The sequence below is a fragment of the Mesorhizobium sp. P2_C5_2 genome (assembly GCF_056404535.1).
On record NZ_JBFUDV010000008.1, the window covers coordinates 134,473 to 157,383 of the forward strand.

Annotated in this window: 27 protein-coding genes and 1 pseudogene; 17 read left to right on the forward strand and 11 right to left on the reverse strand. The window is 63.4% G+C overall.

All coding sequences use genetic code 11. From position 1 onward, the window contains the following. Window positions 1-126: 126 nt before the first annotated feature. On the forward strand, window positions 127-1,044 hold the full coding sequence (locus AC1D1B_RS27100) for a polyprenyl synthetase family protein (RefSeq protein ID WP_477336002.1): 918 nt from the start codon (window positions 127-129) through the stop codon (window positions 1,042-1,044). 99 nt (window positions 1,045-1,143) lie between these two features. On the opposite strand, the gene AC1D1B_RS27105 is transcribed toward AC1D1B_RS27100, so the two are convergent. The 3 genes from AC1D1B_RS27105 to AC1D1B_RS27115 form a co-directional block, all read right to left on the reverse strand. Then, window positions 1,144-2,145, reverse strand: a complete 1,002-nt coding sequence (locus AC1D1B_RS27105; RefSeq protein WP_477336004.1) for an NADP-dependent oxidoreductase — start codon at window positions 2,143-2,145, stop codon at window positions 1,144-1,146. A gap of 32 nt (window positions 2,146-2,177) precedes the next feature. Further along, window positions 2,178-3,038 (reverse strand): alpha/beta fold hydrolase, encoded by an 861-nt coding sequence (locus AC1D1B_RS27110; protein ID WP_477336005.1) that lies wholly within the window; start codon window positions 3,036-3,038, stop codon window positions 2,178-2,180. Window positions 3,039-3,124: 86 nt separating this feature from the next. Further along, a complete protein-coding gene (locus tag AC1D1B_RS27115; RefSeq protein WP_477336124.1) occupies window positions 3,125-3,940 on the reverse strand; it encodes an oxidoreductase in 816 nt (271 codons plus the stop codon). A 103-nt stretch (window positions 3,941-4,043) separates the two neighbouring features. Here AC1D1B_RS27115 and AC1D1B_RS27120 point away from each other — a divergent pair, with 103 nt between their 5' ends. After that, on the forward strand, window positions 4,044-4,628 hold the full coding sequence (locus AC1D1B_RS27120) for a TetR/AcrR family transcriptional regulator (RefSeq protein ID WP_477336007.1): 585 nt from the start codon (window positions 4,044-4,046) through the stop codon (window positions 4,626-4,628). A 117-nt stretch (window positions 4,629-4,745) separates the two neighbouring features. On the opposite strand, the gene AC1D1B_RS27125 is transcribed toward AC1D1B_RS27120, so the two are convergent. Further along, window positions 4,746-5,603, reverse strand: a complete 858-nt coding sequence (locus tag AC1D1B_RS27125) for a sigma-70 family RNA polymerase sigma factor (protein WP_477336009.1) — start codon at window positions 5,601-5,603, stop codon at window positions 4,746-4,748. Further along, window positions 5,603-6,082, reverse strand: a complete 480-nt coding sequence (locus AC1D1B_RS27130; protein ID WP_477336011.1) for a carboxymuconolactone decarboxylase family protein — start codon at window positions 6,080-6,082, stop codon at window positions 5,603-5,605. The genes AC1D1B_RS27125 and AC1D1B_RS27130 overlap by 1 nt, the downstream gene beginning before the upstream one ends. A gap of 189 nt (window positions 6,083-6,271) precedes the next feature. Here AC1D1B_RS27130 and AC1D1B_RS27135 point away from each other — a divergent pair, with 189 nt between their 5' ends. Continuing rightward, window positions 6,272-8,614 carry a response regulator gene (locus AC1D1B_RS27135; protein WP_477336013.1) on the forward strand — a complete coding sequence of 781 codons (2,343 nt, stop codon included), beginning with the start codon at window positions 6,272-6,274 and terminating at the stop codon, window positions 8,612-8,614. 83 nt (window positions 8,615-8,697) lie between these two features. Here AC1D1B_RS27135 and AC1D1B_RS27140 read toward each other — a convergent pair whose 3' ends face one another. From AC1D1B_RS27140 to AC1D1B_RS27160, 5 genes are all read right to left on the reverse strand, one after another. Next, a complete protein-coding gene (locus tag AC1D1B_RS27140) occupies window positions 8,698-9,450 on the reverse strand; it encodes a Stf0 family sulfotransferase (protein ID WP_477336014.1) in 753 nt (250 codons plus the stop codon). Window positions 9,451-9,586: 136 nt separating this feature from the next. Continuing rightward, on the reverse strand, window positions 9,587-10,057 hold the full coding sequence (locus AC1D1B_RS27145) for a chloramphenicol phosphotransferase CPT family protein (protein ID WP_477336016.1): 471 nt from the start codon (window positions 10,055-10,057) through the stop codon (window positions 9,587-9,589). A 40-nt stretch (window positions 10,058-10,097) separates the two neighbouring features. After that, complete coding sequence (locus AC1D1B_RS27150; RefSeq protein WP_477336017.1) at window positions 10,098-10,958, reverse strand: transglycosylase SLT domain-containing protein; 861 nt, start codon at window positions 10,956-10,958, stop codon at window positions 10,098-10,100. 3 nt (window positions 10,959-10,961) lie between these two features. Next, window positions 10,962-12,215: a flavodoxin-dependent (E)-4-hydroxy-3-methylbut-2-enyl-diphosphate synthase gene (gene ispG / locus AC1D1B_RS27155; RefSeq protein ID WP_477336019.1), complete on the reverse strand. Its 1,254-nt coding sequence runs from the start codon at window positions 12,213-12,215 to the stop codon at window positions 10,962-10,964. 255 nt (window positions 12,216-12,470) lie between these two features. Beyond that, entirely contained in the window at window positions 12,471-12,650 is a 180-nt protein-coding gene (locus AC1D1B_RS27160) for a YdcH family protein (RefSeq protein WP_095487303.1), read from the reverse strand. A gap of 238 nt (window positions 12,651-12,888) precedes the next feature. On the opposite strand from AC1D1B_RS27160, the gene AC1D1B_RS27165 reads away from it, so the two are divergent. Then, complete coding sequence (locus AC1D1B_RS27165; RefSeq protein WP_023673103.1) at window positions 12,889-13,092, forward strand: YdcH family protein; 204 nt, start codon at window positions 12,889-12,891, stop codon at window positions 13,090-13,092. Window positions 13,093-13,115: 23 nt separating this feature from the next. Here the strand turns inward: AC1D1B_RS27165 and AC1D1B_RS27170 are convergent, their stop codons facing one another. Next, the gene (locus AC1D1B_RS27170) at window positions 13,116-13,919 is read right to left on the reverse strand and encodes an IclR family transcriptional regulator (protein ID WP_477336021.1); all 804 of its coding nucleotides are present in this window, start codon (window positions 13,917-13,919) and stop codon (window positions 13,116-13,118) included. A 120-nt stretch (window positions 13,920-14,039) separates the two neighbouring features. Here AC1D1B_RS27170 and AC1D1B_RS27175 point away from each other — a divergent pair, with 120 nt between their 5' ends. The 13 genes and pseudogenes from AC1D1B_RS27175 to AC1D1B_RS27235 all read left to right on the forward strand — a co-directional run bounded on the left by AC1D1B_RS27175 (window position 14,040) and on the right by AC1D1B_RS27235 (window position 22,911). Continuing rightward, complete coding sequence (locus AC1D1B_RS27175; protein ID WP_477336023.1) at window positions 14,040-14,909, forward strand: transporter substrate-binding domain-containing protein; 870 nt, start codon at window positions 14,040-14,042, stop codon at window positions 14,907-14,909. Between the two features lie 89 nt (window positions 14,910-14,998). Beyond that, complete coding sequence (locus AC1D1B_RS27180; protein WP_477336025.1) at window positions 14,999-15,664, forward strand: amino acid ABC transporter permease; 666 nt, start codon at window positions 14,999-15,001, stop codon at window positions 15,662-15,664. A gap of 1 nt (window position 15,665) precedes the next feature. After that, on the forward strand, window positions 15,666-16,316 hold the full coding sequence (locus AC1D1B_RS27185; RefSeq protein WP_477336027.1) for an amino acid ABC transporter permease: 651 nt from the start codon (window positions 15,666-15,668) through the stop codon (window positions 16,314-16,316). Between the two features lie 4 nt (window positions 16,317-16,320). Then, complete coding sequence (locus tag AC1D1B_RS27190) at window positions 16,321-17,115, forward strand: amino acid ABC transporter ATP-binding protein (protein WP_477336029.1); 795 nt, start codon at window positions 16,321-16,323, stop codon at window positions 17,113-17,115. 37 nt (window positions 17,116-17,152) lie between these two features. Next, window positions 17,153-17,614, forward strand: a complete 462-nt coding sequence (locus AC1D1B_RS27195) for a RidA family protein (RefSeq protein WP_352556624.1) — start codon at window positions 17,153-17,155, stop codon at window positions 17,612-17,614. Window positions 17,615-17,635: 21 nt separating this feature from the next. Then, the gene (locus tag AC1D1B_RS27200; protein WP_477336031.1) at window positions 17,636-18,841 is read left to right on the forward strand and encodes an aminotransferase class V-fold PLP-dependent enzyme; all 1,206 of its coding nucleotides are present in this window, start codon (window positions 17,636-17,638) and stop codon (window positions 18,839-18,841) included. 141 nt (window positions 18,842-18,982) lie between these two features. Then, a complete protein-coding gene (locus AC1D1B_RS27205; RefSeq protein WP_477336142.1) occupies window positions 18,983-19,183 on the forward strand; it encodes a hypothetical protein in 201 nt (66 codons plus the stop codon). Then, window positions 19,128-19,763 carry a sigma-70 family RNA polymerase sigma factor gene (locus tag AC1D1B_RS27210; RefSeq protein WP_477336126.1) on the forward strand — a complete coding sequence of 212 codons (636 nt, stop codon included), beginning with the start codon at window positions 19,128-19,130 and terminating at the stop codon, window positions 19,761-19,763. Before AC1D1B_RS27205 ends, AC1D1B_RS27210 begins: the two co-directional genes overlap by 56 nt. Further along, window positions 19,760-20,662: an anti-sigma factor family protein gene (locus tag AC1D1B_RS27215; RefSeq protein WP_477336033.1), complete on the forward strand. Its 903-nt coding sequence runs from the start codon at window positions 19,760-19,762 to the stop codon at window positions 20,660-20,662. The genes AC1D1B_RS27210 and AC1D1B_RS27215 overlap by 4 nt, the downstream gene beginning before the upstream one ends. 44 nt (window positions 20,663-20,706) lie before the next feature. Then, a pseudogene (locus AC1D1B_RS27220) lies at window positions 20,707-20,942 on the forward strand (IS1 family transposase); the annotation flags it as partial. Further along, window positions 20,942-21,262, forward strand: coding sequence for a putative quinol monooxygenase (locus tag AC1D1B_RS27225; protein WP_477336035.1), 321 nt, complete (start codon window positions 20,942-20,944; stop codon window positions 21,260-21,262). The pseudogene AC1D1B_RS27220 and the gene AC1D1B_RS27225, both read left to right, overlap by 1 nt. Window positions 21,263-21,340: 78 nt before the next feature. After that, entirely contained in the window at window positions 21,341-21,838 is a 498-nt protein-coding gene (purE, locus tag AC1D1B_RS27230) for a 5-(carboxyamino)imidazole ribonucleotide mutase (protein ID WP_477336037.1), read from the forward strand. After that, window positions 21,835-22,911 (forward strand): 5-(carboxyamino)imidazole ribonucleotide synthase, encoded by a 1,077-nt coding sequence (locus AC1D1B_RS27235; RefSeq protein WP_477336039.1) that lies wholly within the window; start codon window positions 21,835-21,837, stop codon window positions 22,909-22,911. The genes purE and AC1D1B_RS27235 overlap by 4 nt, the downstream gene beginning before the upstream one ends.

The following is a 22,911-nucleotide window of genomic DNA, read 5'->3' on the forward strand; positions in this document are numbered from 1 at the left end:
GCCCTTCGGTTTCATGATCGACGATCGGTTCCGTCAAGCCGCCCCACCCGCGCCACTCTCCCGCATCCGGCATAATGGCGCGAGGCTTCTTGCGCAACGTCTGAGTGTCGGCTACCGCTCCCGGCCATGACGAAAGACGAACAAATGGTCTTTGAAACCGCACTTCTGGTGCGGGCGGCGGCGATCGAGACCGAACTCAGGCTGTTGCTCGACGGCCGCCCGCTTGTCGGCGAAATCGCCCGGCCGGAGCGCCTGATGGCGGCCATGCGCCATGGCGTGCTGAACGGCGGCAAGCGGTTGCGCCCCTTCCTGGTTATGGAAAGTGCCGCCCTTTTTGGCGCCGATGGCGAGGCGGCATCGCGCGTGGCGGCGGCACTCGAATGCGTGCATTGCTATTCGCTGATCCATGACGATCTGCCGTCCATGGATGACGACGATCTGCGCCGCGGCCAGCCGACCGTGCACAAGGCTTTCGACGAAGCCACCGCGATCCTTGCCGGCGACGCGCTTTTGACGCTTGCCTTCGATATCATCGCCGACGAGGCGACGGCGCTGCCGGCAGAGCGCAGGGCGGCACTGGTGCTGGCGCTGGCGCGCGCGGCCGGCGCCGGCGGCATGGTCGGCGGCCAGACGCTCGACCTCGAAGCCGAGCGCAACAGGCCCGACGAGGCCGGCATCATTCGGCTGCAAGCGATGAAGACCGGCGCGCTGATCCGCTTCGCCTGCGAAGCCGGTGCGATCATTGCCGGCGCCGCCCCGCAGGACCGTGACCGGCTGGCCGAATTCGGCTCAGCGGTCGGGCTTGCCTTCCAGCTTGCCGACGACCTGCTCGACCTGACCGCCGATGTCAGCCAGATGGGCAAGGCGACCGGCAAGGACGCCGCTGCCGGCAAGGCGACGCTGGTGGGGCTGCACGGTGCGAATTGGGCGCGCAGCCAGCTTCATGGGCTGGTCAAGCAGGCGCATGAATTGCTCGAGCCTTACGGCGAAGAGGCAGCCCTGCTGAAAGCGGCGGCCAGTTTCGTGGCAATCCGCAACAATTGAGGTTTTGGGCAATCGGATGCCCTAAACCGTTTTCAGAATTTGTCCGCTTTGCGCTGCCTTGCTTGGAGTCTCTCAAATGCCCCGAAGCAAGTGGGCGCGCTATCTGACCTTGACGACGACCTTGCCCTTGGCACGTCCTGTTTCGACGTAAGCCAAGGCCTCATTGGTCGCTTCGAATGGAAAGACCCTGTCGACAACCGGGCGGATCGCCCCATCTTCGATGAGGGACGTGATTTTGCTCAGCTGCTCACCTTGCGCCCCCATGAAGAGGAACGAAAACTTCACGCCACGGCGCTTGGCTTTGGTCCGAATAGCGCGGCTCAGCAAGCGCAGCACCAGCCTCAGCATCAAATTCAGTCCCTTCTCCCTTGCAAATTCGGGATCAGGCGGACCAGAGATGGAGATGAGCTTGCCGCCCGGCTTCAGCACATTCAGGGATTTTTCGAGCGTCTTGGCGTCCTGGCTGTTCAGGACGACGTCGTAGCCCGACAGAACTTTCTCGAAGTCATCCTTCCTGTAGTCGATGACGACATCGACGCCGAGGCCCCTGACCAGATCGGCACTCGCCGCGCTTACCGTTGTCGCAACGGTCGCGCCGAGGTGCTTTGCCAATTGGATGGCGAATGTCCCCACGCCGCCGGAGCCAGCCTGGATGAAGACCTTCTGTCCCTTCTTCAAGCCTGCCCTTTCAATGAGCGCCTGCCAGGCGGTCAGGCCGACCAGCGGGATTGAGGCAGCTTCTTCCATGCTGAGGTTTTCGGGCTTCGGGGCCACGTCGGCTTCATCGATTGCGATGAATTCGGCGAATGTCCCGATCCGGCCATCGCGCGGCCGCGCATAGACATCGTCGCCGGGTTTGAATTTGCGGACTTTTGATCCCACCCTGACAACCGTCCCAGCCACGTCGTGACCCAGGATGAAGGGCCGGCGATAGGGCAGGATGAGCTTGAATTCGCCGGTTCTGATCTTCGAATCCAGCAGATTCACCCCTGCAGCATGGACCTCGACCAGGACATCATTGTCCCTCGGCTCCGGCTCCGGCATCTCGGCCAGTCGCAGAGTGCCCTTCTTGTTATATTTATCGACGACGAATGCCTTCATGGCTGTGACTTTCTGAAATTGTTTCTTGGACGCTAGGCCGCGAGGAAGGACTGGGCTTTCGGGACGAAATCGGCATAGTTCTGAAATACCCCGCCATGCCCGGCATCCGGGTAGATAACCAACTGTGCCCCCGGTATCCGCCGGGCGAGATCGAAGGTATTGCTGCTTGGCACCATCCTGTCCTGGTCGCCATTCGCAACCAAGGTGGGAATGTGGACGGCGCTCAGGTCTTGCGGGGCCTGCAGTCCATAGGCCTTGATCGCCTTGAGTTGCGCGCCGAACGCGCGCAGCGATATCGGCTTGTCCCGGTTGGTCCGGCGCTCCTTCAGCCGTTCCAGAAATGCTCTCGCGGCGCGGCGCCCATTCGGCGTCGTTGTGAAGAAGAGATAGTATTTCGGATCCCGAAACGTCAGCGCGCCCTTGATCATGTCCACGATCGTCAGCGGCGTAACCTTGTCGATGCCTTGGCCCCCGGCCGGCCCCGTGCCGGCCAGGATGAGTTTGCGCACAAGCCCGGGCTCGGTCAGCACGACCTCCTGCGCCACGAAGCCGCCGAGCGAAAAGCCGAAGAGATCGACTTCTCCGAACCCCAACGCCCGGATAAAGGCGACCGCATCCCGCGCCATCTCGGAAATGGTCGATGGCGTTTTGCCACCCGAGGCGCCGACGCCCCGATTGTCGAAGGCAATCACCCGCCGGGTCGCGGCGAGGCCATCGACGATGCGTGGATCAAAGTTGTCCAGCTGAGCGCCCAGATGGTTGAGCAGGATCACCGGCACGCCCGTCCTGGGCCCGAGTTCCCGGTAAACAAATGCCGTGCCGCCGACATTGACAGCGCGAGTGGGCGCGTCCTGGAACAGTGCCCGTGAACTCTGATCGAATGTATGTGTCATGCTTGGCACCTCCGTCCTGTGCGGCCTGGCCAATTGCGTTGTGGTTGCGTGTCGCATGTGCGTGAAATCCTTCTTCTCGCTGATATTCAGGCCGGCAGGCGGAACTGCTTGCGCAAGCTCTTGTCGAACATCTCCGCGGGGGCGAAGCGGCGCAGCAGGCTGACCTGGCGCGCTGCCTTGCCGGCGGTGTAGCGCCGTCGCGGGCGGGCATCGGTCGCCGCCTTGACGACCACATCGGCCACCACTTCCGGTCGATCGGCTTTGGGCATCACATCGGCAAGCAGCGCCTTTAACCCGGCTCGCGCCCGATCATATTCCTCCAACAGGGAATCCGGCTCGATTCCGTTCTGGTCGAAGACGGTACGTACGAATGCCGGCTCGATGACCGAGACGCGAATGTTGAAGGCACGAACCTCATGATCGAGCGATTCCGAATAGCCCTCGAGCGCGTGCTTGACTGCCGAGTAGTGAGCTGAATATGGCGCGGGTACTAATCCCAGAATCGAGCCGATGTTGATGATGCGCCCTTGGCCGCGCCGTCGCATTGACGGCAGCACCGCATTGGTCATGCGCATGACGCCGAACAGATTGACGTCGAACAGCGCCTGCACCTGTGCGACCGAGGATTCCTCTGCGCCGCCAAGCAGCCCGACACCGGCATTGTTGACCAGCAGGTCGATGCGGCCGGTCTGGGCCAGCACGGTTGAAACGAGGGCGCTGACGGACTCCCCGTCGGTCACGTCGCACGTCAGCATGGACACCTGCGTCGGGCCGTTGCGGGCCTTGCCGCGACTTGTCCCGAAGACGGTATATCCCGCCCGTGCCAAGGCCTCGGCCGTGGCGTGGCCGATGCCCGAGGAGGCTCCCGTCACGATCGCGGTTCTTCCCGAAAGGGTACTCATTTGATACTCCAGAGACATGAGGGCTAGCTTTTTGCCATCGGTTGAATTACAGTCGTAATATCATATTACGCTCATAATGCAATAGCAGAAAGGAATGGCCGCCATGCGCTACGAAAAGGGCCGAAAGGATGCATCACGCGATCGGATCGTGGAGGTCGCAGCCCAGCGTTTTCGCGGTGACGGCATAGCCGCGTCCGGACTGGCAACCATCATGGGCGACGCCGGGCTGACGAACGGAGCCTTCTATCCGCATTTCCAATCCAAGGCGGAGCTTGTACGTGAAAGCCTGGCAGCGGCTATGGAGACCCAGTCGCAGCAACTGCAGGAAGCATTGGCCGCCGGTGGTCCGGAGATGGGCATAGCGGCGTATCTGTCAGCCGAGCACCGGGACAATCCGGGAACGGGCTGCGCGTCGGCCGCGCTGTTGCCGGAACTCGCGCGTCAGCCACCCGAAACGCGCGAAGTCTATACCGACCGCTTGCTGATTTTGGCGCGCCAGTTGTCTGCCGCATTTCCGCGGGCCAAGGATCCGGAAGGCGATGCGCTGGGTGTCTTTGCGACCCTCATCGGCACGCTTCAATTGGCCCGAGCGGTGGCAGGGACCGAATTGTCGGATCGCATCCTTGCGGCAGGAGCAGATGCGGCGCGGAGGCTGATCCAGACACCTGAGGGTGAGAAGGCATCCTAGAGGTCGGTGGCGAGAACGGCAAAGGACCCCTGACATCGTCATGGCGGGTCGCACACAGGAAGGGCCTGCTTTGGAGGCGGGTCGAACCGCTATTTAGCTCCGCGATTCAACCGCGCTCTAATGCAGATGCCTGAGCTTGTCGGGATTGCGCATGACATAGACGGCCGCGATCTTGCCGTCCTCGATGTCAAGGGCGGTCGTCTGCAATTCGCCATCGGCTTCGCGCGTAACGAACCCCGGCAATCCGTTGATAAAACCGACGCGCAACAGCGTCGAGCGATTGTCGCGCAGCCAGGCCGCCACCTGCTCGTACTGCTTCATGACGGCGTCGAAGCCCAGCACCGGCGCCAAAGCTGCGGGACGCTTGCCGCCGCCATCGGCATGCGAACTGACATCGGCCGTCAACAGCGCGCCAAGGGCCTGCATGTCGCCGCTGCGCGACGCCGCGAAGAAGGCTTCGGCGATGTCGAGGCCGCGTTGCTTCTCCACCTTGAAGCGGGGCCGCGCCTGGCGGACATGGCCACGTGCGCGCGCAGCCAGTTGCCGGCAGGCGGCTGAGTCACGCTCGATGGCGGTCGCCACCTCCTCGAATTCCAGCCCGAACACATCGTGCAGCAGAAAGGCCGCCCGCTCGAGCGGCGAAAGCCGCTCCAGCACCAGCATTAGCGGCAAGGTGACGTCTTCCAAATCGTCCTCTTCGACGATCGGCTCGGGCAGCCAGGGGCCGATATAGGTTTCGCGCTTGTGTCGCGCGGATTTGAGCTGGTCGAGGCAAAGCCGCGTCACCGTGCGGCGCAGGAACGCTTCGGGCTCGCGCACCTGCGATCGGTCGGTCCCCATCCAGCGGATGAAAGCCTCCTGCACGACATCCTCGGCGTCGCTCACCGAGCCCAGCATACGGTAGGCGACCCGCATCAGCGTCGGACGCAGCGGGCCGAAGCCCGCTGCCGCATCCCCGGTTTCAGCCTCCGTCATCAGGCCGCTGCCGCCTTGGCGCTGGATCGGATCGCTGCTGCATCGGTGTAAAGCCCGAAGCCGACGGCGATGCGGTTCCAGCCGTTGATGATGTTGATCAACAAGGTGAGCTTGACCTGCTCCTCGTCGGTGAAATGCGCCTTCAGATCGGCATAGGCGCGTTCGCGGTCCTGTCCTTCGCTAAGCCGCGTCAAGGCATCGGTCCAGCCGAGCGCGGCGCGTTCGCGATCGCTGAAGCAAGGCGCCTCGCGCCACGCTGGCAGCAGATAGATGCGCTGCTCGGTCTCGCCATTTTCGCGTGCTTCGGTCGCATGCAGATTGATGCAGTTGGCGCAGCCATTGATCTGCGACGCCCGAAGCTTCACCAGCTCGTTGAGGCTGTGCTCGAGCCCGGCGGCGATAGAGAGCTCCGTCGATGCGCGCTGCCATTGCTTGATCAGCGCTGGGGCAACGGCGAAGAGGTCAATTTTGGCGGTCATGATTGCAGTCCTTCTGTTGGGTTACGACATCATGACGAGACAGGATCGGCTGGTGTGACATGCACGCGAGGTTTTTTATGCACGCCGCCATCCTGCGGGAGATGTGAGCCGACCGGCACGAACGAAATTTTAATGTAAATCAAGCGTAATCCCGACCGTTAAAATGATGCGTATGTGTTGGGGTTGCGCATGCCGGAATATTCTTCCTTGATCCGTTCGATCCGGATCCGCTATATCTCGGGATTGCTGATCTTCGCGCTGGCCTCAGCCGCAGTGATGTTTGCGCTCAATCGCGTCAATTCCTTTCGTCACGACGTCGACGCGCTGAGCAGCAATCTCGTCGTCTTCACCCGCGACCTGCGCAACGCCTCCAGTTTTGCCGAAACCGCCAGCACCGCCTGGCGCACCGAAACCCGTGACGGCCTTGCGGCTGCCGCGCGCGGCCATTCGCAACGCCTGACCGGCGAGATCGAAACGCTCTCTGCCCAGCTTGCCGCGATCAAGCCGAGCCTGTCGACCAAAACGCTGGGCGAACTCTCCTCGGCTGCCGTCAACGGTGACCTGTTCTGGTCGTCGCGTGACATGGTGCGCAACTTCAACCTGATGTCTGCGGCGCAAAAGACCGACGAATGGAGCTCGCGCGAAATCCGCAACCAGAACGATTTGTTCGTTCAACCGATGCTGGTGCGGGTGCGCACCGCCATGGACGGCGAACGCCATCTGGCCGACGCCTCCAGCGACAGGCTGCTTCTGTGGGCAAGCGGCCTTTTGTTTGCGGTTCTTGCCATTGTCGCCTTGTGGATCTTCCGGCCGATGGAAAAGGCGATCCGCCGCGCCTTCGCCGAATCCGCCGCATCCTTGTTCAAGGCCGAGGCCGCCGACCGCGCCAAATCGGAATTCCTGGCCAATATGAGCCACGAGATCCGCACGCCGATGAATGGCGTGCTGGGCATGGCCGAACTGCTTGCCAAGACCGATCTCACTGCGCGCCAGAAAACCTTCACCGACGTCATCGTCAAATCCGGCAACGCGCTGCTCACCATCATCAACGACATCCTCGATTTCTCCAAGATCAATGCCGGCCAGCTGACGCTCGACCCCGCGCCCTTCCGGCTTGCCGAAGCGGTCGAGGACGTCGCCACGCTGGTGTCGGCGCGCGTTGCCGAAAAGAACCTCGAACTGATCGTGCGTGTCGACCCGCGCCTGCCGGCCCATGTCGTCGGCGATGCCGGACGCTTCCGCCAGATCGTCACCAATCTGCTCGGCAATGCGGTGAAGTTCACCGAAAAGGGCCATGTGCTGATCGACGTTGGCGGTGAGGTGGTCGACGGCCTGGTCCAGCTCAAGGTCCGCGTCGAAGACACCGGCATCGGCATTCCGGCCGAGAAGCTGGAGAACGTGTTCGAGAAATTCGCCCAGGTCGACGGCTCGTCGACGCGCCGCCATGAAGGCACGGGCCTCGGCCTTGCGATTGCCGCCCGCCTCGTCGACCTGATGGGCGGCAAGATCGGCGTCGAAAGCGAAATCGGCCGCGGCTCGGTGTTCTGGTTCGCCGTGCCGATGCCGGCACACAAACAAGACTCGCGCGACGAGATCGTGCCGGTCGACGTCACCGGCGCCCGCGTGCTGGTCATCGACGACAACCCGGTCAACCGCGAGATCCTGCTGGAACAGCTCAGAAGCTGGAGCTTCGACTGCGCGGCCGCCGAAAGCGGGGCGGTCGGCCTTGCCTTCCTCGACCGGGCCAGTCAGCTCGGTGCCGCGGTCGACTGCATCATTCTCGACTACCAAATGCCCGGCATGAACGGCGCCGACGTCGCCAAGGCGATTGCCGGCGACAGCCGACTGTCAGCCATTCCGGTGGTGCTGCTGACCTCGGTCGACCAGGTCGATTTCGGCAAGATGGTCATCGATTTCGGCATCGCCGCGCATCTGACCAAGCCGGCGCGCTCGGCCATCCTGCTCGGCACCGTCATCTCGGTCATCCAGAAGGCTCGCGCCCAGATCGGCAAGGCCCAATTCATTCGCGAGCCGGTTGTTGCGCAGGCAGCGCCCGTGGCGCCGCCGGCCTTCACCGTAATTCGCGGCCCGGTGATGCCTGCGGCCACAGTGCCCGAATCGACGACCACGCCGAACGGCCCGATCGATATCCTCATTGCCGAGGACAATGACGTGAACCAGCTGGTCTTCGGCCAGATCCTCAATGGCCTCGGCCTCAGCTACCGCATCGCCGGCAATGGCCGCACCGCCGTCGAGATGTACCGGGCGCTGCGGCCGAAGCTGATCCTGATGGACGTCTCCATGCCGGAGATGAACGGCTACGAGGCGACCCGCGCTATCAGGGCGGCGGAGGCCGCGACAGGCGACCACACACCGATCATCGGCGTCACCGCGCACGCGCTGAAGGGCGACCGCGACAAATGCATCGAGGCCGGCATGGACGACTATCTGCCCAAGCCTGTCTCACCCGACCGCCTCGGCAGCAAGATCGGCACCTGGCTCAGCGAGACGGTGGCAGCGAAGACGGCATAGAGCAATTTCAGGAAACGTGTGACGCGGCTTTCCCGGGAAAAGCGCGTAGCGCTTTCCCTTGCGAATTGCGTCAGCCAAAGCCCTCAGACGGCCGTGTCCAGACGATAGCGGCGCATCCAGTCCAGGCTTATTTCGTCCGAGAGCTTCGCAACGCCCGGCGTCACGTCCTCGGCCTCGGGTGGCGGCACGCACAAGGCCTCGCATATCAACGCCAATGTCGCGGCCGGATCGCTTGAGAGACGCTCATAGCCAATCCGCAGCGGCATTATCCCCTGCTCCGCAAACCATGTGTTCCAGGCCGCGTCATAGGCTTCGAGCTCGGCGAGCTCACGCTGTATCCGCTCGAAATCGTAGCGGGGTTCCTGCGGCGGCGCGACCCGTTCGATCTCGGTTCCGTCAGGCGCGATATGCCAAAGCCCGGTCTGCTCGGCTTTGATCAGCGAGACCGCCTGCGCCAGCTTGTTTTCGCGCGAAAGATGAATGTAGAGGATACGGCCGAAGGCCTTTTCAAAACGCGCTTTGTCCGATGGCAGTGCGGGGAAAATTCCGTCGACGATCGCCGAAAGCTCATCCAGATTTTCCCGCATCAGACGCAGGCCGAAGACATCCGTCTGGCCCTTACCGGCGCTGATCGCTGCCTGGAGATAGGCGGCATCGAACTCATGCGCGTTCATCGTCTCGGGATGCGGCAAATGCCACTCTTCGGCCCACTCCGCCATGTCCTGCCGCCTGTAAAACGAATGCGGATCGCCGGCCGCCTTCGTCGATGCCAGCAGGCCGCACAGCAAGGTGCTTCCAGTTCTCGGCGTGCCGCAGATTATGTAGCCGTCTAACATGCACTGTCCTTGCCGCTCGTCAGAGCCAGGGCAAGCCCGGCCACTTCAGCGTCGGCCTATAGCTGAAATTCCTGCTGGATGCGACGGGCGCATTCGAGCGGCGTTAGCCGGCTGGTCTCGACTTCGAGATCGTAGTCTATGCCTTGTGCATACGTTCGTACTGCCAGCGCGCCAGGCCGGGAAGCCTGTCGGCGCGCGTTGCCTCCCGCGCCTCAAGAACCTCGAGCGGCGCGATGACGCCGACCAGATGCAGATCGAAACCCGACAGCAGTTGGAGATACTCCGATATCTCGCCATTGCAGAGCACGTCGTCGACGATGAGATTGTTGCCTTGCCCTGCCATGGCGGCGATGCCGTGGCGCATGCCGCGCATCGTTCGCATGCCGACCGGCCCGCTTCTGATGACCACCGACGGCTTGCCGTTCTCCAGCACCGTCTCAAAGGAAAATCCGTCGGCATGATCCTGAAGCGCCGCAGGCAGCATGTCGATGAAGGCATCCATCTGGACATGCAGGAAGGGCACGGCAGTGATTGTCTGCAGGGCTCTGGCGATCGAACTTTTGCCGGCGCTGCCGACACCATTGAGCAGGACAATCCCGGCTGTCATCTCGCGAACCTTCCAAAGAGAAGCCACGTTGCGCGCATGCCTACCGGTTGCGCACAACGATACAGGCGCCGCCGACGCTTTGCAGTTTCTGGCAGATGACGTTGGCCGCAGCGCGGTCGTCAACGCCGATCCTGACGGCATAGATACCGCGCCGGCCGATCGGCGTGCGCACCCGGCTGACAACCGGATCATGCCCGGACAGCAGCGCCGGAAACCGGCTCCGCACTCGCAGCCATTGATTGATCGCGGCGCCACGGCGGAAATTGCCGGCCACCTGGACGCCCCATGGCTTCACATTGATTGAGGCCATGGCCACGGTTCGCGACATGATCACCGGCAGCTTGCGGCAAGCGACCGCAAAGCTCGTCTTCGCATCGAGTGGCTCGACCGTTCCGGCGTAGGCACTGTCGGAGAATTTGTCGACCGGCTCGCCCATGACGTCGAAGACGTAAGCTTCGGTTTCCATCGGCAGGAAGCCGCCGGTATCAAGCCAGCGCGACACACGGTTCTCGCCGGCATTGTAGGCCGCAGCCGCCAGGCCGAGATTGCCGTAGGCGAGTTTCATCTCGCCAAGATATTTTGCCGAGGCCGGGATCGCCTGGTCGATGTCGAACGGGTCGGCCAGCCCGCGCATCCTGGCGGTGCCCGGCATGAATTGGGCGATGCCTTCAGCGCCGACCGGGCTCACCGCATTGGGATCGAAGCGGCTTTCCTTCCAGATCAGCCGGGCGAAGTAATCCTTGGGCAGGCCGTTTTGTTCGGCATGCGCCTCGATCAGATCGCAGACGCGGCCAATCAATCGTTTTGCCGCCGAGCGCGATTGCGGCGGATCGGCGAGGGCCTGTCCGGTAAAACCCAGCCCGCAGAGCAGGATCACACCGGCTTTGAGCAGCCCCCGCATGGCCTATTCGGCCGCGGCCTTGCCGTGCTGTCCAAACCGCTGCTCGATATAGTCGGCGACCATCTTCTCGAAATCGGCGGCGATCGACGGACCGCGCAGCGTCGCCGCCTTCTTGCCGTCCACGAAGACCGGCGCCGTCGGCGTCTCGCCGGTGCCGGGCAGCGAAATGCCGATATCGGCATGCTTGGATTCGCCGGGTCCGTTGACGATGCAGCCCATCACCGCGACCTTGAGGTTCTCGACGCCGGGGTATTTCTCGCGCCACACAGGCATGTTCTTTCTGAGATCGGCCTGGATGTTCTGCGCCAGTTCCTGGAACACGGTCGATGTCGTGCGGCCGCAGCCGGGGCAAGCGGCGACGATCGGCACGAACTGGCGGAACCCCATGGTCTGCAGCAGCTCCTGCGAAACCTGCACCTCGCGCGTGCGGTCGCCATTCGGCTCCGGCGTCAGCGAGATGCGGATGGTGTCGCCAATGCCTTGCTGCAAAAGGATGCCCATGGCGGCCGACGAGGCGACGATGCCCTTGGAGCCCATGCCGGCTTCGGTCAGGCCGAGATGCAGCGCATGGTTGGAGCGCGTGGCAAGTTCGGTGTAGACGGCAATCAAATCCTGCACGCCGCTGACCTTGGCCGACAGGATGATCTTTTCGCGGGCCAGGCCAATCTCTTCGGCCATTTCGGCCGACAGGATCGCCGACTGCACGATCGCCTCGCGGGTGACCTCCTGCGCCGTCAGCGGAAAACCTTGCGCCTGGTTTTCGTCCATCAGCCGGGTCAAAAGCTCCTGGTCGAGCGAACCCCAGTTGACGCCGATGCGCACCGGCTTGTCGTGCTTGATCGCCATTTCGACGATCGCCGCGAACTGGCGGTCCCTCTTGTCCTTGAAGCCGACATTGCCGGGATTGATGCGGTATTTGGCCAGCGCCTCGGCGCAGGCCGGATGATCGGCGAGCAGCTTGTGGCCGATATAGTGGAAATCGCCGACCAGCGGCACATTGATGCCGAGGCGTTCCAGACGCTCGCGAATGCGCGGCACGGCCGCGGCGCTTTCGTCACGGTCGACGGTGATGCGCACGATCTCGGAGCCGGCGCGGTGCAGTGCCGCAACCTGCGCCACGGTCTGGTCGACATCGGCCGTGTCGGTGTTGGTCATCGACTGCACGACGACCGGCGCGCCGCCGCCGACGATCACGCCGCCGACATCGACGCCGACCGAGGTGCGGCGCGGAAAGGGGGAGGAAAAATATCCGGTCATGGCCGGCCGCCTCTTAATCACCCGAGCGACGTGCCACCATGTCGACGCACACGCTCAAACAGTTATCAGCGCATTGCGCTGAGGTTCGGGCATGAGGTGGAGGAGCAAAGATGGCTTGTCAATGGCGACGGGGCGGGCAGGCCCGGCAAATCGCCAAGACGCGGCGACCCGTCACAGACGGTATCAGCTCGCCAACATGGCTGCCACCGGAACGATGGTCGCGCGCCAGGCGGCGCGTCTAATCCAGGAAGGGCGTCAGTGTGTCGTCGGTTTCGCCTTCAGTTTTTCAATCTCGTCCTTGAGTGCCAGCTTGCGTCGCTTGAGATTCACGATTTCGAGGTCATCGACCGATGGATGGTTCATCGCATCGTCGATTTCGCGTTCGATATCACCGTGTTTCCGCTGCAACTCATCAAGATGGGATGCAAGAGACATGATTGGTTCTCCCTTTCATGGTTTCCTCGATTGCAGCCGTCAAAGGCACGTCCACCGCAGGTCGTTCTGTGACGGCACAATGACACTTTGCCACCTTCCAGCTTCGATGTCGAATGCTGCGTGGTAGCATTCCACGACAATGTGAAATGTGATATTGGCTGCGCGCCGGTGGCAATTGATGCCACCCCCGCCCAATCATGCCCATTGCTGGGCGCCGCAGACGTGCAGACGGTAGAGAATGTCCGACCAGGAAAAGGCTGATGTCCGCCTCGAATTTTCCCGCCTGAAGCAGGAACATGCCGATTTCGATGCGGCCATCAATGCGATGATCGCCATGGGCTGTGATCCCTTGCAGATCCAGCGCATGAAGAAGAAGAAACTGTTCCTTAAGGACCGCTTGATGGCGCTGGAAGACAAGATCATTCCAGATATTATCGCTTAGCCGACGCCTCAGTGCCTGAACTGTTATCCAGCTATCGACAGCCGCGCCGCGCGCTGGCGCAACAGCGTCAGCAATTCGTCTGTCTTGTCCGCCGTGGTGTCGATCGGCACCACCAGGCACATCGTCGCCTCGACCTTGCCGGCGGCGGCGAAGACCGGAGCGGCCAGGCATTTGGTATAGGCGTCAACCAGCCCCGACGTGATGCAATAGCCGGTCGTCCTGGCCGTCGCGATATCGGCGATGAAGTCGTCGAGCTTTAGCCTGCGGCCGTCCGGCAGCAAAAGGTCATCTTCCGATACCATGTCCTGGATAGCGGCCCTTTCCAACCCGGCTAGAAGCAGCCGCCCCGATGCCGTCCATGGCAGCGGGATCTGCAGGCCGGTGGCCGAGCTGATGCGGAACGGCCTGGTGCCGGGGCTCGAATGGACGATGGTGTAGCGGCCGCTTTGCAGCATGCACAATTCGGAGGTCTCGCCGGTCTCGCGTGACAGATTGTCGACCTCCTGCCGGCCCCGCCGAAGCAGGTCGTTGCCCCTGACATAGTCCATTCCGTAGAGGTAGAGCTTCTTGCCGAAATAGACCCTGTTACCGTCGCCTTCCATCTCCAGCAGACCGGCATCGACCAGCGAGCGCACCAGCGTGTACGTGGTGGAGCGCGGCGCATTCACCCCCTTGGCGAGGTCACCAATGCCGATGGCGCGCTGCGTGACATGCAGGAACTCCAGGATCTCCAGCACCCGGTTGAGACCTTTTTCGCGCGAACCCGATGTCCTGTCCGTGGCTGGGCCAAGAACTGGCTGATCGGTGACGTCATTGCCGTCTTGCATTGTCGATTCCTAATGTTAGTATCTGTCTTGTATAGGATACATGTGTCTTTTGTAAGAGACAAATTCGCATAAGCGACACATGTGCCTGTAAGGGGAACTCAAAACGAACAGGAGGTCGCAGTGAACGACGCATCCAAGCGAGATTTTCTGAAACTGGGCATGGCCGGACTGGCAACAGCCGGTGTGATGACCGCTGTCAGCGCAGAGAAGGCCGCAGCACAGGCCGCAACCGACAGCGTGCTGCGCACCGCGCTCGACCGCGGCAAGCTGATCGTCGGCACCGGCAGCACCAACGCGCCTTGGCATTTCGAGAACGATGCCGGCGAACTGGTGGGCATGGACATCACCATGGGCCGCATCCTGGCCAAGGGCCTGTTCGACGATCCGAGCAAGGTCGAGTTCGTCATGCAGGACCCGGCGCAGCGCATTCCCAATGTCACCACCAACAAGGTCGACATCACCATCCAGTTCATGACCATGACCGCGCAGCGCTCGCAGTTGATCCACTTCTCGCGGCCCTACTATGTCGAAGGTGTCGCCCTGCTGACGCTGCCGACAGCGGAAAACAAGACCTTCGACAAACTGCTCGCCGGCGGTTCGGCGACCCGCATCTCGATCCTGCAGAACGTCGATGCCGAAAACTCGGTCCATTTCGCGCTGCCGGAGGCGCAGGTGTTGCAGATCGACACCCAGGCCAACGTGCTGCAGGCGCTGGAATCGAAACGCGCCGATGCCGCCGCTGTCGATCTTTCCACCGTGCGCTGGCTCGCCTCGCGCAACCCCGACAAATATTTCGATGCCGGCAAGAGCTGGTACTCGATGCTTTACGGCGCGGCGGTCAGGCAAGGCGACCTCGACTGGCTGACCTTCGTCAACCAGACTTTTTCCATCGCCATGTTCGGCCACGAGACGGCGCTCTACGACGCCGCCTTCAAGGATTATTTCGGCCAGGAGCCGCCGGCCCGTCACCCCGGTTTCCCGGTCATATGATAATATCCAGCTGACTTCATCCGGTGGAAGGGCGCACGGCGCCCTTCCACTCCGTTCTTGTTTGCGGCCCTTGGCATTGCGGGAGACGCATGGGCTATACGCTCAATTTCAATCTGATCTGGCGGCATTTCGACAAGCTCTGGGGCGGCCTGCTGCTCAGCCTCGAGCTTGCCGTGATCTCGATTGCCATCGGCGTCGTGATCGGCCTGGTGCTGGCGGTCTGGTACGTCTCGGCCGGTCGCGTGGTGCGCGCTATCATTGCGGCTTATGTCGAGTTCATCCGCAACGTGCCGCTGATCCTGCTGGTCTATCTCGTCTTCTATGGCGTGCCGACGGTGGTCGATCTCGCCTACGATGCTCCGACCTCGTTCGTGCTGACGCTGTCGGTCTATAGCGGCGCCTATCTGGTCGAGGTGTTCCGCTCCGGTCTTGAAGCCGTGCCGCGCGGGCAACTCGATGCCGGCAAGGCAATCGGGCTCACGCCCTGGCAGCGGCTGGTTCACGTGCGCCTGCCGACGATGCTGCGCATCACCTTGCCGGCGCTCTCCAACACCTTCATCTCGCTGTTCAAGGACACGTCCATCGCCTCGGTCATCTCCGTGCCCGAACTGACCTATGGCGCGCAGTGGATCAACTTCAACACGTTCCGCATCGTCGAGGTCTATCTGGTGACGACTGCAATGTATCTCGTCACTGGCTACACACTCTTATTCGGGCTGCGGCTGGTCGAGCGCCGGTTCAGGGCGGCGCGCTGACATGCTGGGCCAGATCCTCTACGCCTTGCCATTCCTCGCCCAGGGCTTCGCCATCACCTTGTGGGTATCGCTGCTGGTCGTGGTGCTGTCGCTGATTGCCGGCGTCGCGCTCGGCGTCGGCCTGGTCTATGGCCCGGCGCCGCTGCGCTGGGCGGTGCGCATCTTCTCGGACACCATTCGCGGCATCCCGATCCTGGTGCTGATGTTCTTCGTCTATTACGGCCTGCCCGCCGCCGGGCTGCGCCTGCAGTCCTTCTGGGCAGCGGTGCTGGCGTTGACCTTGTTCAAGACGGCGCAGGTCGTCGAATATGTGCGCGGCGCCGTCGGCTCCATTCCCAAAGGCCAGTCCGAGGCAGCGATGGCGATCGGCCTGACCTTTGGCCAGCGGCTCACCTCCGTCATCTTTCCGCAGGCCGTCCGCCGCTTCCTGCCGCCCTGGATCAACGGCGTCACCGACGCGGTCAAGGGCAGCGCGCTGGTCTCGCTGCTCGGCATCACCGACCTGATGCAGGCGATCAACCAGGTGATCGGCCGCACCTATGAGGCGATGCCGCTCTATCTCCTCGGCGCCTTGATCTATTTCGCCGTCAACTATGCGCTTTCCTACGCCAGCCGACGGCTGGAACGGCGCTTCGCCTTCATCCGGGACTAGCACGATGGCCACAAGCTCGAACGACACTACAGCTCTTCTCGACATTGCCGGGGTCTCGAAAGCCTTCGGTTCGGTCGAGGTGCTGCGCTCGGTCAGCCTCAAGGTGGACAAGGGCGAGGTGGTCACCGTCATCGGCCCTTCGGGCAGCGGCAAGACGACCCTTTTGCGCTGCGTCAACTTCCTCGAAAGCTACGACTCAGGCTCGATCCGCATCGACGGCAAGGAGGTCGGGTTTCGCGAAGCCGGCGCACGCCAGCGGCGCAGCGAGCGCGACCTGGCCAGCATGCGCGCCGAGACCGGCATGGTGTTCCAGAGCTTCAACCTGTTTCCGCACCTCACCGCCGCCGGCAACATCATGCTAGGCCTCATCAAGGTGCGCGGCAAAAGCAAGGCCGAGGCGCGCCAGATCGCCGAGCATTGGCTGGGCCGCGTTGGCCTGACCCACAAGGCCGACAGCCTGCCGGCGGAACTCTCAGGCGGTCAGCAGCAGCGCGTCGGCATTGCCCGCGCGGTTGCCATGGAGCCGAAGATCCTGCTGCTCGACGAGATCACCTCGGCGCTCGATCCCGAACTGGTCGGCGAGGTGCTGGCCGTTGTGCGCAGCCTGGCCGAAGACGGCATGACCATGGTGATGGTCACGCACGAGATGGCCTTTGCCCGCGACGCTTCGAGCCGCATCGTCTTCATGGCCGATGGCGGTGTCAGCGCTGTCGGTCCGCCGAAGGAGATCCTCGCCCAAGAGACCACCAACGAGCGCCTGCGCTCTTTCCTGGCGCGATTCCGCGCCTCGCATTTCTGACATGGGCGGCTGAAGCCGCCCCAAGGAGAATTCTTCCATGACGCCCTACATCCGGCTCGCCGAACTCGGCCTGACGCTGCCCGAGCCGCCGACACCGATCGCCAATTTCGTCACCCATGCCGAAAGCGGCCGGCTGATCTTTCTCTCGGGCCAGGGGCCGCTGCGCGCCGACGGCACGCTGTGCACCGGCAAGGTCGGCGAGGACGTTACCGTCGAGCAGGCCTATGAGCATGCCCAGCTCACCGGGCTCAATCTGCTGGCGGTCATGCATGCCGCCGCCGGCGATCTCGGCCGCATCGTGCGTGTCGTCAAATTGCTCGGCTTCGTCAACGCGACGCCGACCTTCAGCGACCACCCGAAAGTCGTCAATGGCTGCTCGGATCTGTTCGCCAACGTCTTTGACAAGATCGGCGGCCACGCCCGCTCGGCGATCGGCGTCGGCTCGCTGCCTGGAAACATCACCGTCGAAATCGAAGCGGTCGTCGAGATCGCCGCCTGACAGTCAAGGGATCTGCTCAAAATGAAAACCTATTCCGACACCGGCTCCAACACCACGATTCGCGAACGGCTGGGACTGAGGCCGATCATCAACGTCTCCGGCACGATGACGACGCTCGGCGCCTCGATCATCGTTCCAGAGGCGATCAGCGCCATGGCCGAGATCGCCTCGCAATGGGTGGAGATGGACGATCTTCAGCGCGCCGCAAGCGTGATCACCGCCCGCCTTACCGGCGGCGAGGCCGGCTTCATCACCGCCTGCTGCGCCTCGGGCATCACCATGGCGATCGCCGGGGCAATGACGGGCACCAATTTGCTGGCGATCGAACGGCTGCCCGACAATACCGAAGGGCTGAAGTCCGAAGTCGTCATCCAGCTTGGCCATATCGTCAATTACGGCGCGCCGATCGACCAGTCGATCCGGGTGGCCGGCGCCAAGGTCATTCCGGCGGGCACTGTCAGCGTCACCCAGGATTATCACGTGCGCGAAGCGATCAACGAGCGCACGGCGGCAGCACTCTATGTCGTCGCGCACCACACCGTGCAGTACGGCATGCTTTCCCTCGAGGAATTCTGCGAGATTTGCCACGCCAAGGGCGTGCCGGTGATCGTCGACGCGGCTTCCGAATATGATTTGCGCAGCTTCCTGGCCCGCGGCGCCGACATCGTCGTCTACAGCGGCCACAAATTCCTCTCGGGGCCGACCAGCGGTATTGTGACGGGACGCAAGGATCTGGTACGGGCCGCCTATCTGCAGAACCGCGGCGTCGCCCGCGCCATGAAGGTCGGCAAGGAAAGCATCGCTGGCACCATGGCGGCACTCGAAGCCTGGGAAAAGCGCGACCATGTGGGCATCCGCCGGCGCGAGGAAGCGGCGCTCAAGCTGTGGAAGGGAACGCTGCAAGGGATACCGGGCATTGCCGCCCACATCATTCCCGACCCCACCGCCAACCCGCTCGATCGGCTGCAGATCTTCGTCTCGCCCGAAAGCCGCTTCACCGCCGCTGGTCTTGCCTCGGCGCTTGCCGCCGGTTCGCCGCCGATCATCGTGCGCAACCACGAGGTCGAGCGCGGCCATTTCTTCCTCGACCCGTGCAACCTGCACCCTGGCGAGGCCGAGATCGTCGCCGAGCGCCTGCGCGCCGTGCTGACTGCGGCCGACCGGCCGGCGGATGCGATGAAACAGCCGCGAAAGGATTCGTCCGGCGCCTTGCGCTGGCCGGATTGAGCGCCAACGCGGAAGAATGAAGCTCATGCACCCCGGCTGATCACGCGACTGTGAACAGCCGGATTCGCACGCTGCGGGAATAAACCACGGCCGCAACAGGTCTCCTCCACATACGCCTTTGCAGGCGTTGGGGAGAACGGCATGTCGTATCATTTTGAGGACAGCGAACAGGGCCGCGGCATCAGCCGTCGTCATGAGTTGGACCGTATGATCGTCATCCGTGTCTCCTGCCTGGCGCTTGACACTGGTGACGCAGATGAATTCACTTTCGCTACTGCAGGCGGCTTTGCCTGTTTCTGCGGGGTTCGCCCGCACAAGCAGGGCGAGACCGGCGCTGGCTGAGAGCGCCCGGCCTGTTCGTCCTGGAGTGTCCGATCATGGTGCTGCTTTGAGCGAGGTGGCCGAACGCTTCAACGAAGTGGTCCTGCCGCATCTCGGCGACGCGCTTGCGCTGGCCCGCTGGCTGACCGGCAATGCCGCCGACGCCGAGGATGTCGTGCAGGATGCCTGCATCAAGGCGCATGCCGGCATCGCAGGCTACGCCGGCGGCAATTCGCGCGCCTGGCTGCTGACCATTGTGCGCAATACCGCCTACACCTGGATGTCACGCAACCGGCCGCGCGGCATGATGGCCGTCGGCGACCTCGGCGATCTCGATGAGATGGCGGCCGCACACGGCACCAGCCTGCCCGATGAGGACGGCCCGGAAGCGAGCCTGATCGCCAAATCCGATACGGCGGCGCTGGAAGCCGCGATTGCAGCGCTGCCGCAGCCCTTTCGCGAGACGCTGGTGCTGCGCGACATTAACGGCCTCAGCTACCGCGACATATCGGTCATGCTCAGCGTGCCGATCGGCACGGTGATGTCACGGCTGGCGCGGGCTCGCGGCCTGCTTGCGTCCGAACTGGGGAGAGCGCGATGACCGCCCATGATGACGGACTGCCCAACGATCCCGAAGGCATTATGCTGATGATCCACGCCCTGGTTGATGGCGAACTCGATGCGGCGGCCGCACTTGCCGTTGAACGCCGCATCGCCGCCGATCCGGCGCTTGCCGCCGAACACGCCCGCATCCTTGCCCTGCAAGGCGCGGTCGGCCGCTTGCCGCGCCCCGATGTCAGCGATGACTTTCGGGCCCGTATAGCGGCGATTGGCACCGCATCGGCAGAGAAGGAGCAGGACGGGGAGCCGCAGCGGGGCGCACCGTCGGCGCTGCCGGGATTGATCGCCGGGACAGGCGGAACCCAGCGGCGAGCGGCCGATACGCGGCCGTCCCAGGGACGTCCAGCGCCAAGGGCGGGCCGCTTCGGCTCGTTCGACTGGCGCGCCATGGCGGCGTCGATCGTGATGTCAGCGGTGTTGGCCAGCGGGGCGACACAATGGGTGATGTTCAACAGCGCCTCCGACAGCATCGCTGCCGAAATCGCAGGCGACCATCGCCGCAGCCTGCTCGCCGCCAGCCCGATCGACATCGTCTCGTCCGACCGCCACACGGTGAAACCATGGCTCGATGCCCGCATCGGCGTGTCGCCGCCGGCGCCCGATCTTACCGCGGATGGGTTCGCACTGATCGGCGGCCGGGTCGAGGTGGTGTCCGGCCGTCCCGTGCCGGCGCTGGTCTATCGCCACCGCGAGCATCTGATCACGCTGGTCGCCGAGCCGCAGGAAGGTGGCCGTGTCACCGAGCCGAAAGACGTTTCCTCGGGCGGCTTCTCCATGGTGCACTGGAGCGACGGCGCCTTCTCCTACTGGGCGATCTCCGACATGGAGCGCCCCGAACTCGACGATTTCGTCGCCCGCTTCCGCAAGGCAGCGGTGTGAATTGCTTGCCGCCGCTGCCCTTGCCGGCGGCCGGGTAGTGGGTCACGCGCCTGACCAACGGCTTCTCCAAAAAGGTGGAGGCTCACGCCAACGCCGTAGCGCTGCACTTCATGTACTACAATTTTGTTCGTATCCATGCGACCCTGCACATGACCCCGGCGATGGCTGCTGGCGTGACTGGCAAGCTTTGGGAGATCGGCGATATCGTGGCGCTGATCGAAGCGAAGGAAGCCGTAAGCCGATGGTTCGCGACCCGTACAAAAAGCAAGAGACCAATTGATGCTGATTGTCAGGATGGCAGAACTGGAAATCGATCCTAATCGGATCGACAGCTATAAGGCCCTGCTTGCCGAAGAGATTGAGGCTTCTGTGCGAATCGAGCCTGGCGTGCTTTTCCTTCATGCCGTGTCGGAAAAAGGCGCGCCAGAAAAGGTGCGCGTGATCGAATGCTACGCTAATCAGGCGGCCTACGAAGTCCATCTAACCACGCCGCATTTTCTCAAATACAAGGCGCAAACGGCGAATATGGTCAGGTCGCTTCGGCTCATCGAAACTGATCCTATCGCGCTGAGAGCGAAGAGTGGCCCGATTTCAAACTGACCACTACCGGCGGTCGCCTATCCTTGCGGCTTTGCGCGAATTCCGCTAAGGCGCGCCTTTGCCGCCGGGAGCATGCGCTTGACCGATCACCGCGCCGACGTCGCCATCATCATGGGCAGCCAGTCCGACTGGGCGACGATGCGCCACGCCGCCGAAACGCTGGAGGCGTTGGGCATCCCGCACAAGCGGCTGATCATCTCCGCCCACCGCACCCCCGACCGGCTCTATGACTTCGCCAAGGGCGCCAAGGCCGCCGGCTACAAGGTGATCATCGCCGGCGCCGGCGGTGCAGCCCACCTGCCCGGCATGACGGCAGCGATGACGCCGCTGCCGGTGTTCGGCGTGCCGGTCGAATCGAAGGCGCTGTCGGGCCAGGATTCGTTGCTCTCCATCGTCCAGATGCCGGCCGGCATTCCTGTCGGCACGCTCGCCATCGGCAAGGCCGGCGCGGCCAACGCAGCCCTTCTCGCCGCTGCTGTGCTGGCGCTCAACGACGACAGGCTCGCCGGCCGGCTGGATGCCTGGCGTGCCGCCCAGACAGCCAAGGTCGCCGCCGAACCAACGGACGCGCCGTGAGCCTGCCCGCGGGATCGACCATCGGCATCATCGGCGGCGGCCAGCTCGGCCGCATGCTAGCCATGGCGGCAGCGCGCCTCGGCTACCGCACCGTGATCCTTGAGCCGCAGGCGGACTGCCCGGCAGCCCAAGTGGCCAACCGCCAGATCACGGCGGCCTACGACGATGCGGCCGCCCTTGCCGAACTGGCAGCAGTCAGCGCCGTTGTCACCTACGAATTCGAGAATGTGCCGGTGGCCGCCGCCAGTGCGCTTGCTGCCAAGGTGACGGTCTATCCGCCGCCCAGGGCGTTGGAAGTCGCCCAGGACCGGGTGGCGGAGAAGCAATTCCTCAACGGCATCGGCATCAAGACCGCGGATTTCCGCGCCGTCGACAATGACGACGAGCTAACGGCGGCGCTGAGAGAGTTCTCAGGCAGCGGCATCTTGAAAACCCGCCGCATGGGCTATGACGGCAAGGGACAGCGCGTCTTCCGCAACATGGAGACGGGCGGCTTTGCCGGCACCTGCGAGGCCATGGGCAATGTGCCGCTGATCCTGGAATCCTTCGTCGCCTTCGAGCGCGAGATCTCGGTGATCGCCGCACGCGGGCTGGACGGCGCGGTCGCCGCCTACGATCCGGCCGAGAATATCCACCGCGACGGTATCCTGCACACCTCCACTTTGCCGGCCCAGATCAGGCTGGACACGGCGGCAGCGGCACAGGCGGCGGCAGCGAAAATCCTGTCGGCCCTCGATTACGTCGGCGTCATCGGCGTGGAGTTCTTCGTGCTTGCCGACGGCTCGCTCTTGGCCAACGAGATGGCGCCGCGCGTGCACAATTCCGGTCACTGGACGGAAGCCGCCTGCATCGTTTCACAGTTCGAGCAGCATATCCGCGCCATTGCCGGCCTGCCGCTGGGCAACCCGGGGCGGCATTCCAACTGCGTCATGGAAAATTTGATCGGCGACGACGTCCTGCGCGTGCCCGCCTTGCTCGCCGAGCCCGACCTGATGCTGCATCTCTATGGCAAGGCCGAGGCCCGTCCGGGCCGCAAGATGGGCCATTTCACGCGCATCAGCCGTCGCGGCTAA